Here is a 14,294-nt window from a genome sequence, read left to right on the forward strand (position 1 = left end):
AGATCATTTTATGAGCTCTGATAATAAGCACTCACTAGGCGGATTAACGCTGGCGGCTATTGGGGTCGTCTATGGCGATATCGGTACCAGCCCGCTTTATACCTTACGCGAATGTCTTTCGGGACAGTTTGGTTTTGGCGTTGAACGGGATGCCGTCTTTGGCTTTCTTTCGCTGATTTTCTGGCTGCTGGTGCTGGTGGTCTCGTTGAAATACATCAGCTACGTTATGCGTGCTGATAATGCCGGAGAAGGCGGTATTCTGACGCTGATGTCGTTGGCGGGCCGACATACGGGCGGGCGCATAACGGCAACGCTGGTAATTATGGGACTGATTGGCGGCAGCTTCTTCTATGGCGAAGTGGTGATTACGCCAGCCGTCTCCGTCCTGTCAGCGATTGAAGGGCTGGAAATCGCCGCGCCCAACCTGGACAGCTATATTGTTCCGCTGGCAATCACCGTGCTTACGCTGCTGTTTATTATCCAGAAACACGGTACAGGGATTGTCGGTAAACTGTTTGCGCCGGTCATGCTGCTGTGGTTTATCGTGCTGGCAATACTGGGCGCACGAAGCATTGCCAACAATCCTGAGGTACTCCAGGCGCTGAATCCTTACTGGGCGCTGCACTTCTTTGTGGAATATAAATCGGTGTCCTTCTTTGCGCTTGGCGCCGTTGTGCTGGCGATTACGGGCGTTGAAGCGCTGTATGCAGACATGGGGCACTTCGGTAAGTTTCCTATTCGTCTGGCGTGGTTTGTGGTGGTGCTGCCGTCGCTGGTGCTCAACTATTTTGGTCAGGGTGCGCTGTTGCTGAAACACCCGGAAGCGATCAAAAACCCGTTTTTCCTGCTGGCACCCGACTGGGCGCTTGTCCCCATGTTGATTCTGGCAACGTTAGCCACCGTCATCGCCTCGCAGGCGGTTATTTCCGGCGTATTCTCGTTAACCCGACAGGCCGTGCGTCTCGGCTATCTGCCGCCCATGCGCATTGTTCATACCTCAGAAAAAGAGTCAGGCCAGATCTATATCCCAATCATTAACTGGCTGCTCTATTTCTCTGTGGTGATTGTGATTATTGGTTTTGAGCATTCGAGTAATCTTGCTGCGGCGTACGGGATTGCGGTCACGGGCACAATGGTGCTGACCTCTGTGCTTTGCGCGACCGTCGCGATAATGAACTGGCACTGGAATCGCTATCTGGTTGGACTGATTTTGATTGCCATGCTGTGCATTGACGTATCCCTGTTCTCGGCCAACCTGATCAAGATTTTCTCCGGTGGCTGGCTGCCGCTGACTCTGGCATTGATGATGTTTATCGTGATGACGACATGGAAGAGTGAACGCTTCCGTTTGCTGCGTCGTATGCATGAACACGGCAACTCTCTGGAGGCAATGATTGCTTCTCTGGAAAAATCGCCGCCTGTGCGCGTGCCCGGAACGGCGGTTTATATGTCACGCGCACTAAATGTGATCCCTTTTGCCATGCTGCATAACCTTAAGCACAATAAGGTGCTGCACGAACGCGTGGTGTTATTAACACTGCGCACAGAAGACGCGCCCTATGTGCATAACGTCAGACGCGTGACTATCGAACAGTTGTCGCCGACCTTCTGGCGTGTGGTAGCCAGTTACGGCTGGCGTGAAACGCCAAACGTAGAGGAGATTTTCCATCGTTGTGGGCTGGAGGGACTGAACTGCCGCATGATGGAGACCTCATTCTTTATGTCTCATGAGTCGCTGATTATCGGCAAACGGCCATGGTATCTGCGACTGCGCGGCAAGCTGTTCATGACGCTACAGCGCAATGCGCTACGTGCGCCCGATCAGTTTGAGATTCCGCCCAACCGGGTGATTGAACTGGGTACCCAGGTCGAGATTTAACAGCGTGCGCCTGCCTGTCAGGCGCTTTTTTTACCAGCTCAGGCTGACGCACAGCCCGCCTTCCGGAAGCTGACTGAAGTGCAGCGTCATGCCATGTAACTGGGCAATATTGCGCACAATGGATAAACCTAATCCACTGCCGCTTTTCTCCTGCCCTGGCGGACGCCAGAAACGCTCACCCAGTCGTTGTAGCGCATCGGGTGATAAACGGTTGCCGTTATCTTCCACTCGCAATCTTCCTGACTGAAGAATCAGATCCACGTTGCTGCCTGGCGGTGTATAACGAATGGCGTTATCAAGCAGATTCCTTATCAGCAAAGACAGCAGCAAGGGATGTCCCGAAATGACCGGATCGGCTTCAGCATTGAAGCGCAACCGGATATCACTTTTCTCTGCCAGCGGCAGCTGTGAGGTCAGGGTTTCCTGCGCCACTTTCTTCAGCATGACGGGCTGGAACGCGTTACGGGCATCCTCTGCTTCAATACGCGACAGCGTCAGTAACTGATCCACCAGACGTGTCGCCCGGACAATGCCCGCATCCAACTGCTGAAGTGCATGCGTGCGCATTGCCTCGTCATCGGCGGCCAGTTGGATGACCTCGCTTTGTACCTGCAGGGCCGCCAGCGGACTGCGTAATTCGTGCGCCGCATCGGACGTGAAGCGGCGTTCCCGCTGCACCATCGTATGAATTCGACCAAACAGTCCATTCAGCGCGTCAATGACCGGGCGCACCTCTTTCGGCACGCGGTCAGCCTGTAAAGGCGCATCATCATCAGGTGCGCGTTGAGCCAGTTGCTGGCTGAGCTTTTTTAGCGGGCGGAGTTCATACCAGACCAGGCCCGTTAACATCAGCAGCATAAAGGGGAGTGAAATCAGCCAGGGCAGCGTGCTGGTCTTCACGATATCGTTGGCCATGTCATCCCGGTATTCCCATTCCTGACCCACTACTACGCGGTAGCGTTGATCGGGCGTGGTCAGCCAGACTAACCGCCAGGGATCGTCATCGTCCCTGAGCTGACCATTCAGAAAGCCCTGATGATCGGCATTAAAGAGAAGATCTTTGCCGTTATCGCCATCGTTGAGGACCGGTTTCCCATCACGCGTAAAGACGGCAAAGGCCAGCGCATCATCATCCTGTTCGCCCCGGTTATGGGGCAGTATTTTTTTACTCCTGGGAAGCGAGGTTTCGTTCACTGAGGTGAAATTCAGCGTCAGCAGGCGCTTTGCAAGTAACAGTTGCTGCGTATCAAACAGCTCATTGATCGTTTCGCGCGTCTGGTAGCGAGCGCTCAGCGTGGCCGCTCCCCAGCAGATGCCGAGTATCAACATCAGGCCAATGCCCAGACGCAGGAATAAGCTCATCGATCGCATTCGCTTTCCCCCAGCGTATAGCCCACGCCGTGAATCGTGCGAATAAAGCGTTGGCCTAATTTCCTGCGCAGATGATGAATATGCACCTCAACCGCATTACTCGAAACCTCGGTATCCCAGGTGTAAAGTTTTTCTTCTAACTGGCTGCGCGTCAGCACGCGCCCCGGGTTACGCATAAACAGTTCCAGCAGCGCCATCTCGCGGCTTTTTAGTTCAACGCTGGCCCCGTTTTGTACCACGCTGAGGTTACCGGGGATCAATACGACATCGCCGTGACGCAGTTCGGGTTGCAGTTGCCCGTGGCGTCGTCGAATCAGTGCCTGTAAACGCGCGGCGACTTCGGTCAGCGCAAAGGGTTTGCACAGATAATCGTCCGCGCCCATCTGTAATCCTTCAACCCGTTGGTCGAGTGCATCGCGCGCCGTCAGAATGAGTACCGGGACATCGTACCCCTGCTGACGCCACTGGCGCAGAATGTCCAGCCCGTCACGCTCCGGCAGGGACAGATCAAGCACAACCGCATCCCACGGGGCGGCATTCAGGGCCTGAAATCCGGCCTCGCCTGAGACAAACCAGTCGACGCTAAACCCCAGTTTGCTGAGTCCAGCCTTAATGCCGTCGCCGATCAGGCGATCGTCCTCAATCAGTAAAATGCGCATCGTCTCTCCCTTTTAATAAGCGATTTATACGAAGCGAAATGGCGGTTGTACAGCGAGTCTGGCTAAAAAAAGAGGATATTTTCCCCTTAAGATCCTGTTAAGAACTGTGTGGTTTACTGCTGTCACTGAAAGAACGGATTCACAGACAAGAGGTGACGAAATGAAAAAGTATGCTGCACTTATCGCTGTAACACTGTTAGCGTCTGCGCCTGTACTGGCGGCACAACAAGGCGGTTTTGTTGACCCGAATGCGCCTGCACCGGCAGCACACACGCAGCAGGGTGGTTTTCACGCCGATCACACCAGCGTCGTGACGGTGAAGCAGGCTGAAGCGATGAAAGATGACAGCTGGATTACCGTAAGGGGTCAGCTTGAAAAACAAACGGGTAACGAAGATTATTTGTTCCGCGATGAAAGCGGCACAATGACGGTCGAGATCGACCATAAGCGCTGGAATGGCGTCACGGTTTCACCGAAAGATCGGGTTGAGCTGACAGGTGAACTGGATAAAGATTTCAACAGCATTGAACTGGATGTGAAACAGGTTAAGAAGCTCCCTTAATCACCCGTGACCGGACCGTATTGACGGTCCGGTTTTCCTTTCAGAACAGTACCTAACTCAAATTCTCTCCGGCAATATCGAAACGTTTCGATAGCGATCACAAATTTCTTCTCCAGTGGTTGAATTGTAACCTTCTTTTTATACACTCCAGAAAGCGAAACGTTTCGCTCTGGAGTGGAAAAATGAAAAAAGGTCGCCTGTTAAACGCTGAACTCTCTTACGTTATCGCCCGCCTGGGCCATACAGATACGTTAACGATCGCTGATGCGGGGTTGCCCATTCCGGCAGAAACGCAGCGTATCGATCTGGCACTGATACCGGGTACGCCAGGCTTCATGCAGGTGGTGGAAGCGGTAACGCATGAGATGCAGGTGGAAAGCGCCTTTATCGCGGAAGAAATTAAGCAACACAATCCGCAGCTCCATAGCGAACTGATCGCCGTGCTCGACGCATTGCAACAGCACCAGGGAAATCGCATTACCATCCGCTACATCAGTCATGAACAGTTTAAACAACAAACACAACGTAGCCAGGCGGTCATTCGCAGCGGAGAGTGCTCTCCGTATGCGAATGTCATCCTGAGTGCCGGTGTGACCTTCTGAGGCCGTTATGCAACCGTTACTGCAGCTCAAAGGCATCGAAAAAGCGTTTCCGGGCGTGAAAGCATTAAATGGCGCGTCGCTGTCCGTCTGGGCAGGACGCGTTATGGCATTAGTCGGTGAGAATGGCGCCGGCAAGTCCACCATGATGAAGGTGCTGACCGGGATTTATACCCGTGATGCCGGATCACTGCAGTGGCTGGGCGAAGAAACCACCTTCAGTGGACCGAAAGCCTCGCAGGAAGCCGGTATCGGCATTATCCATCAGGAGCTCAACCTGATCCCGCAGTTGACTGTGGCAGAAAACATCTTTCTTGGGCGTGAATTCGTTAATGGTTTTGGTCGCATTAACTGGAAGCGGATGTATGCCGAGGCGGATGCGCTCCTGAAACGCCTGAATCTGCGTTTTAGCAGTCACAAGCTGGTGGGCGATTTATCCATCGGCGATCAACAAATGGTCGAAATTGCCAAGGTTCTGAGCTTTGAATCGAAAGTCATCATTATGGATGAGCCCACGGATGCGCTGACGGATACCGAAACATTGTCCTTGTTCCGGGTGATCAATGAACTGAAGGCGCAAGGATGCGGCATCGTTTATATCTCTCATCGTATGAAAGAAATTTTTGAGATTTGTGATGACGTGACGGTCTTCCGTGACGGGCAATTTATTGCAGAGCGTCCGGTCGCCGAGATGAGCGAAGAGAGCCTGATCGAAATGATGGTGGGGCGCAAATTAGAAGATCAGTATCCCCATCTGGATGAGGCGCCCGGCGAAATTCGTCTTAAGGTTCAGAACCTCAGCGGCCCTGGCGTGGATGACGTCAGCTTTACCTTACGTAAAGGCGAAATTCTCGGCGTATCGGGCCTGATGGGCGCAGGCCGGACAGAGTTAATGAAAATTTTGTATGGTGCCTTGCCCCGTACCGGGGGGCAGGTCTGGCTGAGTGGACGTGAAGTCGTGATCCGTTCTCCTCAGGATGGCCTGGCTAACGGCATCGTTTATATCTCCGAAGATCGCAAGCGCGATGGCCTGGTGTTAGGCATGTCAGTCAAAGAAAACATGTCGCTTACCGCCTTACGCTATTTCAGTCACCCGGCTGGCAGACTGCGCCATGCGGAAGAGCAGCTCGCTGTAAAAGATTTCATTCGCTTATTTAACGTGAAAACGCCGTCGATGGAGCAGCCGATTGGCCTGTTATCGGGCGGGAATCAGCAGAAGGTGGCGATAGCCCGTGGATTGATGACGCGCCCAAACGTGTTGATTCTTGACGAACCGACGCGCGGCGTGGACGTCGGGGCAAAAAAAGAGATCTATCAGCTGATTAATCAGTTCAAAGCTGAAGGGCTGAGCATCATCCTGGTGTCGTCAGAAATGCCAGAGGTGCTGGGCATGAGTGACCGCATTGTCGTGATGCATGAAGGCCGTTTAAGCGGCGAATTTAGCCGTGAAGAAGCTACCCAGGAAAGCCTGATGGCAGCAGCCGTCGGTAAGCAACACAGTGAGGATTTAGTTGTATGACCACCCAAACCGTTCCATCTAACCGTCGCTGGTTCAGCAAAGCCTGGCTACTTGAGCAAAAATCGCTGATTGCGCTGATTGTGTTGATTGCTGTTGTGGCGAGCCAGAGCCCGAATTTCTTTACTGTGGCCAACCTGTTCAACATTCTTCAGCAGACGTCGGTCAATGCCATCATGGCCGTGGGAATGACCCTGGTCATTTTAACGTCCGGCATCGATCTTTCCGTCGGCTCGCTGCTGGCGCTGACGGGCGCGGTGGCCGCCTCGCTGGTGGGCATGGAGGTGAATGCCTTTGTTGCTGTTGCAGCCTCCCTGGTGCTGGGCGCGGCGATTGGTGCGGTCACGGGAACCATCGTGGCGCGGGGCAAGGTGCAGGCGTTTATCGCTACGCTGGTCATGATGTTACTGCTGCGCGGCGTCACCATGGTTTATACCAACGGCAGTCCGGTCAATACCGGTTTTAACGATAATGCCGATCTGTTTGGCTGGATTGGTATTGGTCGTCCGCTGGGTATTCCAACCCCGGTCTGGCTGATGGCGCTGGTGTTTGTCGCCGCCTGGTACATGCTGCATCACACGCGCCTAGGTCGCTATATTTATGCGTTGGGCGGTAATGAGGCGGCCACGCGTCTCTCCGGCATCAACGTTAACCGTGTGAAAGTTATTGTTTACTCACTGTCTGGCATGCTGGCCGCGCTGGCGGGATCGATTGAAGTGGCGCGTCTGTCTTCTGCCCAGCCAACAGCGGGTACAGGCTATGAACTGGACGCTATCGCGGCTGTCGTGCTGGGCGGAACGAGTCTGGCAGGCGGTAAAGGCCGCGTCGTTGGCACCTTAATTGGCGCATTAATCCTTGGCTTTTTAAACAATGGATTAAATCTGATGGGTGTATCTTCCTACTACCAGATGATCGTCAAAGCAGTCGTTATTCTGCTGGCGGTGCTGGTGGATAATAAAAGCAGCAAATAACTCAGACTCTTATACAGGATAAAATGATGAAAAAGTTAACTGCACTCGCTGTCATTCTTGGCGCAACCCTCAGCGCCAGCGCAATGGCGAAAGATACCATTGCCCTTGTTATCTCTACGCTGAATAACCCGTTCTTTGTGTCCCTGAAAGACGGCGCGCAAAAAGAAGCGGATAAACTGGGTTACAACCTGGTCGTGCTGGATTCACAGAACAACCCTGCGAAAGAACTGGCTAACGTGCAGGATCTGACGGTTCGCGGCACCAAAGCACTGCTGATCAACCCAACCGATTCTGACTCTGTAGGCAATGCCATCAAGCTGGCTAACCAGGCAAAAATCCCTGTTATCACGCTGGATCGCGTGGCGGCTCAGGGTACCGTGGTAAGCCATGTTGCATCTGATAACCGCTTCGGCGGAAAAATGGCAGGTGACTTTATTGCCCGTAAACTGGGTGATGGCGCGAAAATCATCGAATTAGAAGGGATCGCGGGAACTTCAGCAGCCCGTGAACGTGGCGAAGGCTTCCAGAAAGCCGTTGATGCACACAAGTTCAAAGTTCTGGCCAGCCAGCCTGCTGACTTTGACCGTACTAAAGGCCTGAACGTGATGCAGAACCTGTTGCAGGCGCATCCAGATGTGCAGGCGGTATTTGCCCAGAACGACGAAATGGCACTGGGTGCCCTGCGTGCACTGCAGACTGCTGGCAAGACCGATGTGCTGGTGGTGGGCTTTGACGGCACGCCAGATGGTGTGAAAGCCGTTGAAGGCGGTAAGCTGGCGGCGACCGTTGCTCAGATGCCAGAGAAAATTGGCATGATCGGCGTTCAGACTGCTGATAAAGTGCTGAAAGGCGAAAAAGTGCAGGCAGTTTATCCAGTTGATTTGAAACTGGTTACTAAATAAATCAAAGAAAAGCAGGGCACTGCGCCACCCATCGGTGGCGCACTTATTTCGGACTCTCCCAATGAGCAAACACGCAAAACTGGCCGTTCTCGGCAGCATCAATGCTGACCATATCCTTAATCTGGCACACTTTCCCCGTCCCGGCGAAACGGTGATCGGGCAAAAATATCAGATTGCGTTTGGTGGTAAAGGCGCCAATCAGGCGGTTGCGGCCGGCCGTGCGGGCGCTGATATTGCCTTTATTGCTTGTGTCGGTGCCGATGACATTGGTGAACGTGTCTGTCAGCAACTCGCGCAGGATAAGATTGATACCCAGCCGGTAGAGGTCATTGAGGGTGAATCGACGGGCGTTGCGATGATCTTCGTCAATGGCGAAGGCGAAAATAATATAGGCATCTATTCCGGTGCTAATGCCGCGTTAACGCCAGCCTACGTCGCGCGTCACCAGCAGGTTATCGCCGGGGCTGACGCATTACTGATGCAGCTTGAATCACCACTGGACAGCGTTGTAGCGGCGGCAACCCTTGCCCGACAGCATCAGACGCAGGTCATTTTGAATCCTGCGCCAGCAACGGCTCTGCCGGACAGTCTGTTAGCGCTGGTTGACGTGATTACGCCAAACGAGACTGAGGCTGAAATCCTGACAGGAATTGCCGTCAGAAATGATGAGGACGCTGCGCGTGCGGCGGCTGCGTTACATAATAAAGGCATCCCCACTGTCTTGATCACCCTGGGACGCCGTGGCGTCTGGCTGAGTGAAAAGGGCCAGGGGCAACGTGTTGCGGGTTTTGACGTGAAAGCCGTAGATACGATTGCGGCGGGTGATACGTTTAACGGCGCGTTTATCACAGCACGTCTTGAAGGCAAGGCCATGCTGGATGCCGTTCGCTTTGCGCACGCTGCTGCGGCAATTGCGGTAACCCGTTCGGGAGCACAGCCCTCTGTACCCTGGCGTGCCGAGATCGACGACTTTTTACAGCAACAGGGTTAAGCGCTTGGCTACGATGAAAGATGTCGCCCGGCTGGCGGGCGTCTCCACCTCAACGGTTTCACACGTCATCAACAAGAATCGTTTTGTGAGCGATGGTGTACGTGAAAAAATCGAACAGGCAATTCGCGATCTGAACTATGCGCCGTCGGCACTGGCTCGTAGCCTCAAGCTTAACCAAACCCATACGATCGGCATGCTACTGACCGCCAGCAGTAACCCCTTTTATGCCGAAGTGGTACGTGGTGTTGAAGACAGCTGTTATGAGCGTGGATACAGCCTGATTCTGTGCAATACCGCCGGGGACGAAGACCGGATGAATCGTAGCCTGGAAACCTTGCTGCAAAAGCGGGTCGATGGTTTGCTGATTATGTGCACGGAAAGCCATTTACCGTCGGCGGACATCCTGAATCGTTATCCTTCTATTCCTATGGTGATGATGGACTGGGCGCCTTTCGAAGGGCGGGGCGATATCATTCAGGATAACGCGCTGTTGGGGGGGGAACTGGCGACACAGCATCTGATTGACAGCGGATATTCGCGTATCGCCTGTATTTCCGGGCCGCTTGATAAAACCCCGGCGCGCATGCGCCTTGAAGGTTTTCATCAGGCAATGCAGAAAAACGGTCTGGAGGTCCCGCCAGACTATGTCGTGAGCGGTGACTTTGAGTTTGCGGGCGGTTATAACGCCATGTTCGAACTGTTGGCGCTGGATACCCCACCGCATGCCGTTTTTACCAGCAACGACGCGATGGCGGTTGGGGTTTACCATGCACTGCATCAGGCCGGCTTGCAGATTCCTCAGGATATGGCGGTGATGGGATATGATGACGTGGAACTGGCGCGCTATATGTCGCCACCGCTGAGCACCATTCATCAACCGAAAGATGAGCTGGGTGAACTGGCTATTGATACGTTGATTTATCGTCTGAGTAATCCCGACGTCAGCCAGCAGACGCTGGTACTGACGCCGGAACTGGTTCCGCGGGGATCGGTTTAAGCTTTCTTCTTTTTATCGCGATTTTTAATCAGGTTGCGTCCGTCGCCATTGCGCAGCATCGTAAACGTCAGCGCTGACAGGACGGTGACGATGCCCATCGTCAGGAAGGTAGAATGGAACTGTTCTACTGTCGTGCTATCAAATTCCTGATAAAAGCGCAGGACGGCTGCACTGACGGCCACCCCAAAGCTGATCGCGAGCTGCTGTGTCACCGCGAGTACACTGTTGCCGCCACTGGCATTGTCGTCATCCAAATCAGCCAGGGTAATGGTGTTCATTGCCGTAAACTGGGTGGACATCGCCATACCTAACAGGAAGAGCGGAATTAATAAGAACGCAATATCCTCAGAAGGTGACTGCAGCGAGAAGCTGGCGATCATCACGCCAATGATCATCGTAATACTGACTAACAGGCGGCGATAGCCAAACCAGCGCAGTAATTGCGTCACGCTTTGTTTAGCCAGAATGGAGCCAATGGCTGTGGGGGCCATCATGCAGCCAGCCAGAATCGCAGAATAGCCAAATCCTACCTGAAGCATCAGCGGCATCAAAAACGGCACGCAGCCAGTGCCCAGCCGCGAAGCGATGTTACCAATGATGCCTACCGAGAATGTGCGTGTCTTAAACATGGGCAGATTGATCAACGGCGAGGGATGACGCCGGGCATGGGCTATATAGAGGAGCAACAAGACAACGCCGCCAGTCAGAACGCCTGCCGCAAGCCAGGGTGAGACAATACGCTCACCAAACAGCTCTATGCCGGTAGAGATCATCACTAATCCAATGCCGAACAATAAAAATCCCAGAAAGTCGAAGCGGCGCTTTGGTGTCGTGAAGTCAGGCATGAATTTACGTGCATAGACGATGCCGAGCAGACCTATCGGAATGTTTATCAGGAAGATCCAGTGCCAGGTGGCATAGGTCACCATGATTCCCCCCAGCAACGGCCCCAGTATCGGTCCGACTAATCCCGGCATGGTGACAAAGTTGAGAATAGGTAAGAGTTCACTACGGGGATAGGCACGCAGAAGTGCCAGCCGCGCGACGGGCATCATCATCGCGCCACCCACGCCCTGAATAACGCGCGATGTGACCAGTATTGATAAGGAAGGCGATAAGGCACAGGCAAGTGAACCCAGCGTAAACAGCGAAACGGCAATAATAAAGATCTTGCGTGTGCCAAAGCGGTCTGCAAGCCATCCACTAACCGGAATAAGCATGGCAACAGTTAAGGTGTAGCTGATAACGGCGGACTGCATGGCTAGCGGGGAACGTTCAAGGCTGGTAGCGATCGCGGGCAGCGCGGTATTGAGTATCGTGGCATCCAGTGACTGCATAAAGAAGGCCATAGCGGCAATCCATGGCAGACCGGCCATACTGCGCGCGGATTTAATCATTGAGCGTCCTTCGTAATGTCTTCGGCAAAGAATATAAAAAAGAATAGCATTGGCAGAAATGCACAATACGCCTCTTTCAACCGATATGTGGTGATTTCCGTGCGTTATTTACGCAGGATGTGTTGCTTTTTACCCCGTTCGTTTAAAAATGAATCGCTCAGTCATTTTTTTATAATTAATGCTTGTCACCCAGAAAGAACGCCCTATAATGCGCCTCCACTGACACGGCACAACGGCTTACGGAATGCGGTGTTCAGCAGAGAACTCCCCGGAGTTTTCGCCGGAGAAAAACTTCTCAAAAAGAGGTTGACTCTGAAGGAGGAAAGCGTAATATACGCCACCTCGCAACAGACGGTTAACCCGCTGGTTGCACTGCTCTTTAACAATTTATCAGACAATCTGTGTGGGCACTCGCAGGATTGATATCCGCGTCTCCGGACGTAAAAAATATCAAGTCTTAAGAGTGAACACGTATTGAAATTCATTACGACGTTTTCCTTGAGCATCGCTGCACTGGTTGCAGCAAATCAAACTTTAAATTGAAGAGTTTGATCATGGCTCAGATTGAACGCTGGCGGCAGGCCTAACACATGCAAGTCGGACGGTAGCACAGAGGAGCTTGCTCCTCGGGTGACGAGTGGCGGACGGGTGAGTAATGTCTGGGAAACTGCCCGATGGAGGGGGATAACTACTGGAAACGGTAGCTAATACCGCATAACGTCGCAAGACCAAAGTGGGGGACCTCCGGGCCTCACACCATCGGATGTGCCCAGATGGGATTAGCTTGTAGGCGGGGTAACGGCCCACCTAGGCGACGATCCCTAGCTGGTCTGAGAGGATGACCAGCCACACTGGAACTGAGACACGGTCCAGACTCCTACGGGAGGCAGCAGTGGGGAATATTGCACAATGGGCGCAAGCCTGATGCAGCCATGCCGCGTGTATGAAGAAGGCCTTCGGGTTGTAAAGTACTTTCAGCGGGGAGGAAGGTGGTGAGGTTAATAACCTCATCAATTGACGTTACCCGCAGAAGAAGCACCGGCTAACTCCGTGCCAGCAGCCGCGGTAATACGGAGGGTGCAAGCGTTAATCGGAATTACTGGGCGTAAAGCGCACGCAGGCGGTCTGTTAAGTCAGATGTGAAATCCCCGGGCTTAACCTGGGAACTGCATTTGAAACTGGCAGGCTTGAGTCTCGTAGAGGGGGTAGAATTCCAGGTGTAGCGGTGAAATGCGTAGAGATCTGGAGGAATACCGGTGGCGAAGGCGGCCCCCTGGACGAAGACTGACGCTCAGGTGCGAAAGCGTGGGGAGCAAACAGGATTAGATACCCTGGTAGTCCACGCCGTAAACGATGTCGACTTGGAGGTTGTTCCCTTGAGGAGTGGCTTCCGGAGCTAACGCGTTAAGTCGACCGCCTGGGGAGTACGGCCGCAAGGTTAAAACTCAAATGAATTGACGGGGGCCCGCACAAGCGGTGGAGCATGTGGTTTAATTCGATGCAACGCGAAGAACCTTACCTACTCTTGACATCCAGCGAACTTGGCAGAGATGCCTTGGTGCCTTCGGGAACGCTGAGACAGGTGCTGCATGGCTGTCGTCAGCTCGTGTTGTGAAATGTTGGGTTAAGTCCCGCAACGAGCGCAACCCTTATCCTTTGTTGCCAGCGATTCGGTCGGGAACTCAAAGGAGACTGCCGGTGATAAACCGGAGGAAGGTGGGGATGACGTCAAGTCATCATGGCCCTTACGAGTAGGGCTACACACGTGCTACAATGGCGCATACAAAGAGAAGCGACCTCGCGAGAGCAAGCGGACCTCATAAAGTGCGTCGTAGTCCGGATCGGAGTCTGCAACTCGACTCCGTGAAGTCGGAATCGCTAGTAATCGTGGATCAGAATGCCACGGTGAATACGTTCCCGGGCCTTGTACACACCGCCCGTCACACCATGGGAGTGGGTTGCAAAAGAAGTAGGTAGCTTAACCTTCGGAGGGCGCTTACCACTTTGTGATTCATGACTGGGGTGAAGTCGTAACAAGGTAACCGTAGGGGAACCTGCGGTTGGATCACCTCCTTACCTGAAGATACCTTCGTGCGCAGTGCTCACACAGATTGTCTGATAGAAAGCTGAAGAAGCAAGACGGCTGCGAAGCCGAGACACACGTACGTGTCCCCTTCGTCTAGCGGTTAGGACTCCGCCCTTTCACGGCGGCAACAGGGGTTCGAATCCCCTAGGGGACGCCACTTGCTTGGTGACAGGTGAAAGGTGTCTCCACAAAGTATCTCAAAACTGGCCTCAGGGTCACGTTTGAGATATTTGCTCTTTAACAATCCGGAACAAGCTGAAAATTTGAAACGACGCACGTCGTGTTCCTCCGTAATAAGGAACACAGCACGATGCGTTCGGGTCTCTCAAAAGCTCATAACACGCAAGCGCAAAACGCCTGTGGG

Annotated in this window: 11 protein-coding genes, 1 tRNA gene and 1 rRNA gene; 10 read left to right on the forward strand and 3 right to left on the reverse strand. The window is 53.4% G+C overall.

What is annotated here, in order from left to right; all coding sequences use genetic code 11:
• Positions 1-10: 10 nt before the first annotated feature.
• On the forward strand, positions 11-1,879 hold the full coding sequence (kup, locus tag C1N59_RS00360; RefSeq protein ID WP_006121188.1) for a low affinity potassium transporter Kup: 1,869 nt from the start codon (positions 11-13) through the stop codon (positions 1,877-1,879).
• A 30-nt stretch (positions 1,880-1,909) separates the two neighbouring features.
• On the opposite strand, the gene qseC is transcribed toward kup, so the two are convergent.
• The gene (gene qseC, locus C1N59_RS00365) at positions 1,910-3,250 is read right to left on the reverse strand and encodes a quorum sensing histidine kinase QseC (RefSeq protein ID WP_394550156.1); all 1,341 of its coding nucleotides are present in this window, start codon (positions 3,248-3,250) and stop codon (positions 1,910-1,912) included.
• Entirely contained in the window at positions 3,238-3,909 is a 672-nt protein-coding gene (gene qseB, locus C1N59_RS00370; protein ID WP_006121187.1) for a quorum sensing response regulator transcription factor QseB, read from the reverse strand. The genes qseC and qseB overlap by 13 nt, the downstream gene beginning before the upstream one ends.
• Before the next feature lie 160 nt (positions 3,910-4,069).
• On the opposite strand from qseB, the gene C1N59_RS00375 reads away from it, so the two are divergent.
• The 7 genes from C1N59_RS00375 (at position 4,070) to rbsR (ending at position 10,447) form a co-directional block, all read left to right on the forward strand.
• Positions 4,070-4,471 carry a YgiW/YdeI family stress tolerance OB fold protein gene (locus C1N59_RS00375; protein ID WP_006121186.1) on the forward strand — a complete coding sequence of 134 codons (402 nt, stop codon included), beginning with the start codon at positions 4,070-4,072 and terminating at the stop codon, positions 4,469-4,471.
• A 182-nt stretch (positions 4,472-4,653) separates the two neighbouring features.
• Positions 4,654-5,073, forward strand: a complete 420-nt coding sequence (gene rbsD / locus C1N59_RS00380; protein WP_006121185.1) for a D-ribose pyranase — start codon at positions 4,654-4,656, stop codon at positions 5,071-5,073.
• A gap of 7 nt (positions 5,074-5,080) precedes the next feature.
• Positions 5,081-6,589, forward strand: a complete 1,509-nt coding sequence (rbsA, locus tag C1N59_RS00385; RefSeq protein ID WP_033737209.1) for a ribose ABC transporter ATP-binding protein RbsA — start codon at positions 5,081-5,083, stop codon at positions 6,587-6,589.
• Positions 6,586-7,557, forward strand: coding sequence for a ribose ABC transporter permease (rbsC, locus tag C1N59_RS00390; protein WP_006121183.1), 972 nt, complete (start codon positions 6,586-6,588; stop codon positions 7,555-7,557). Before rbsA ends, rbsC begins: the two co-directional genes overlap by 4 nt.
• Before the next feature lie 26 nt (positions 7,558-7,583).
• Positions 7,584-8,459, forward strand: coding sequence for a ribose ABC transporter substrate-binding protein RbsB (gene rbsB, locus C1N59_RS00395; RefSeq protein WP_033737208.1), 876 nt, complete (start codon positions 7,584-7,586; stop codon positions 8,457-8,459).
• Positions 8,460-8,520: 61 nt separating this feature from the next.
• Positions 8,521-9,450: a ribokinase gene (rbsK, locus tag C1N59_RS00400; protein WP_006121181.1), complete on the forward strand. Its 930-nt coding sequence runs from the start codon at positions 8,521-8,523 to the stop codon at positions 9,448-9,450.
• Positions 9,451-9,463: 13 nt separating this feature from the next.
• On the forward strand, positions 9,464-10,447 hold the full coding sequence (gene rbsR, locus C1N59_RS00405) for a ribose operon transcriptional repressor RbsR (protein ID WP_054634791.1): 984 nt from the start codon (positions 9,464-9,466) through the stop codon (positions 10,445-10,447).
• Here rbsR and mdtD read toward each other — a convergent pair.
• The gene (mdtD, locus tag C1N59_RS00410) at positions 10,444-11,844 is read right to left on the reverse strand and encodes a multidrug transporter subunit MdtD (RefSeq protein WP_006121179.1); all 1,401 of its coding nucleotides are present in this window, start codon (positions 11,842-11,844) and stop codon (positions 10,444-10,446) included. The genes rbsR and mdtD overlap by 4 nt on opposite strands.
• 536 nt (positions 11,845-12,380) lie before the next feature.
• On the opposite strand from mdtD, the gene C1N59_RS00415 reads away from it, so the two are divergent.
• Together C1N59_RS00415 and C1N59_RS00420 are read left to right on the forward strand one after the other, a co-directional pair.
• Positions 12,381-13,920, forward strand: a 16S ribosomal RNA gene (locus C1N59_RS00415).
• Positions 13,921-14,012: 92 nt separating this feature from the next.
• Positions 14,013-14,087: transfer RNA gene (locus C1N59_RS00420), tRNA-Glu, on the forward strand.
• The last annotated feature ends 207 nt before the right edge of the window (positions 14,088-14,294 follow it).

The organism is Pantoea sp. SGAir0183 (assembly GCF_043545505.1).

Coding starts and splice junctions, on each gene's coding strand:
- rbsA (WP_033737209.1), top strand. CDS start 5,081: ATGCAACCGTTACTGCAGCTCAAAGGCATCGAAAAAGCGTTTCCGGGC.
- qseC (WP_394550156.1), bottom strand. CDS start 3,250: ATGCGATCGATGAGCTTATTCCTGCGTCTGGGCATTGGCCTGATGTTG.
- rbsC (WP_006121183.1), top strand. CDS start 6,586: ATGACCACCCAAACCGTTCCATCTAACCGTCGCTGGTTCAGCAAAGCC.
- kup (WP_006121188.1), top strand. CDS start 11: ATGAGCTCTGATAATAAGCACTCACTAGGCGGATTAACGCTGGCGGCT.
- rbsD (WP_006121185.1), top strand. CDS start 4,654: ATGAAAAAAGGTCGCCTGTTAAACGCTGAACTCTCTTACGTTATCGCC.
- rbsR (WP_054634791.1), top strand. CDS start 9,464: ATGAAAGATGTCGCCCGGCTGGCGGGCGTCTCCACCTCAACGGTTTCA.
- rbsK (WP_006121181.1), top strand. CDS start 8,521: ATGAGCAAACACGCAAAACTGGCCGTTCTCGGCAGCATCAATGCTGAC.
- C1N59_RS00375 (WP_006121186.1), top strand. CDS start 4,070: ATGAAAAAGTATGCTGCACTTATCGCTGTAACACTGTTAGCGTCTGCG.
- rbsB (WP_033737208.1), top strand. CDS start 7,584: ATGAAAAAGTTAACTGCACTCGCTGTCATTCTTGGCGCAACCCTCAGC.
- mdtD (WP_006121179.1), bottom strand. CDS start 11,844: ATGATTAAATCCGCGCGCAGTATGGCCGGTCTGCCATGGATTGCCGCT.
- qseB (WP_006121187.1), bottom strand. CDS start 3,909: ATGCGCATTTTACTGATTGAGGACGATCGCCTGATCGGCGACGGCATT.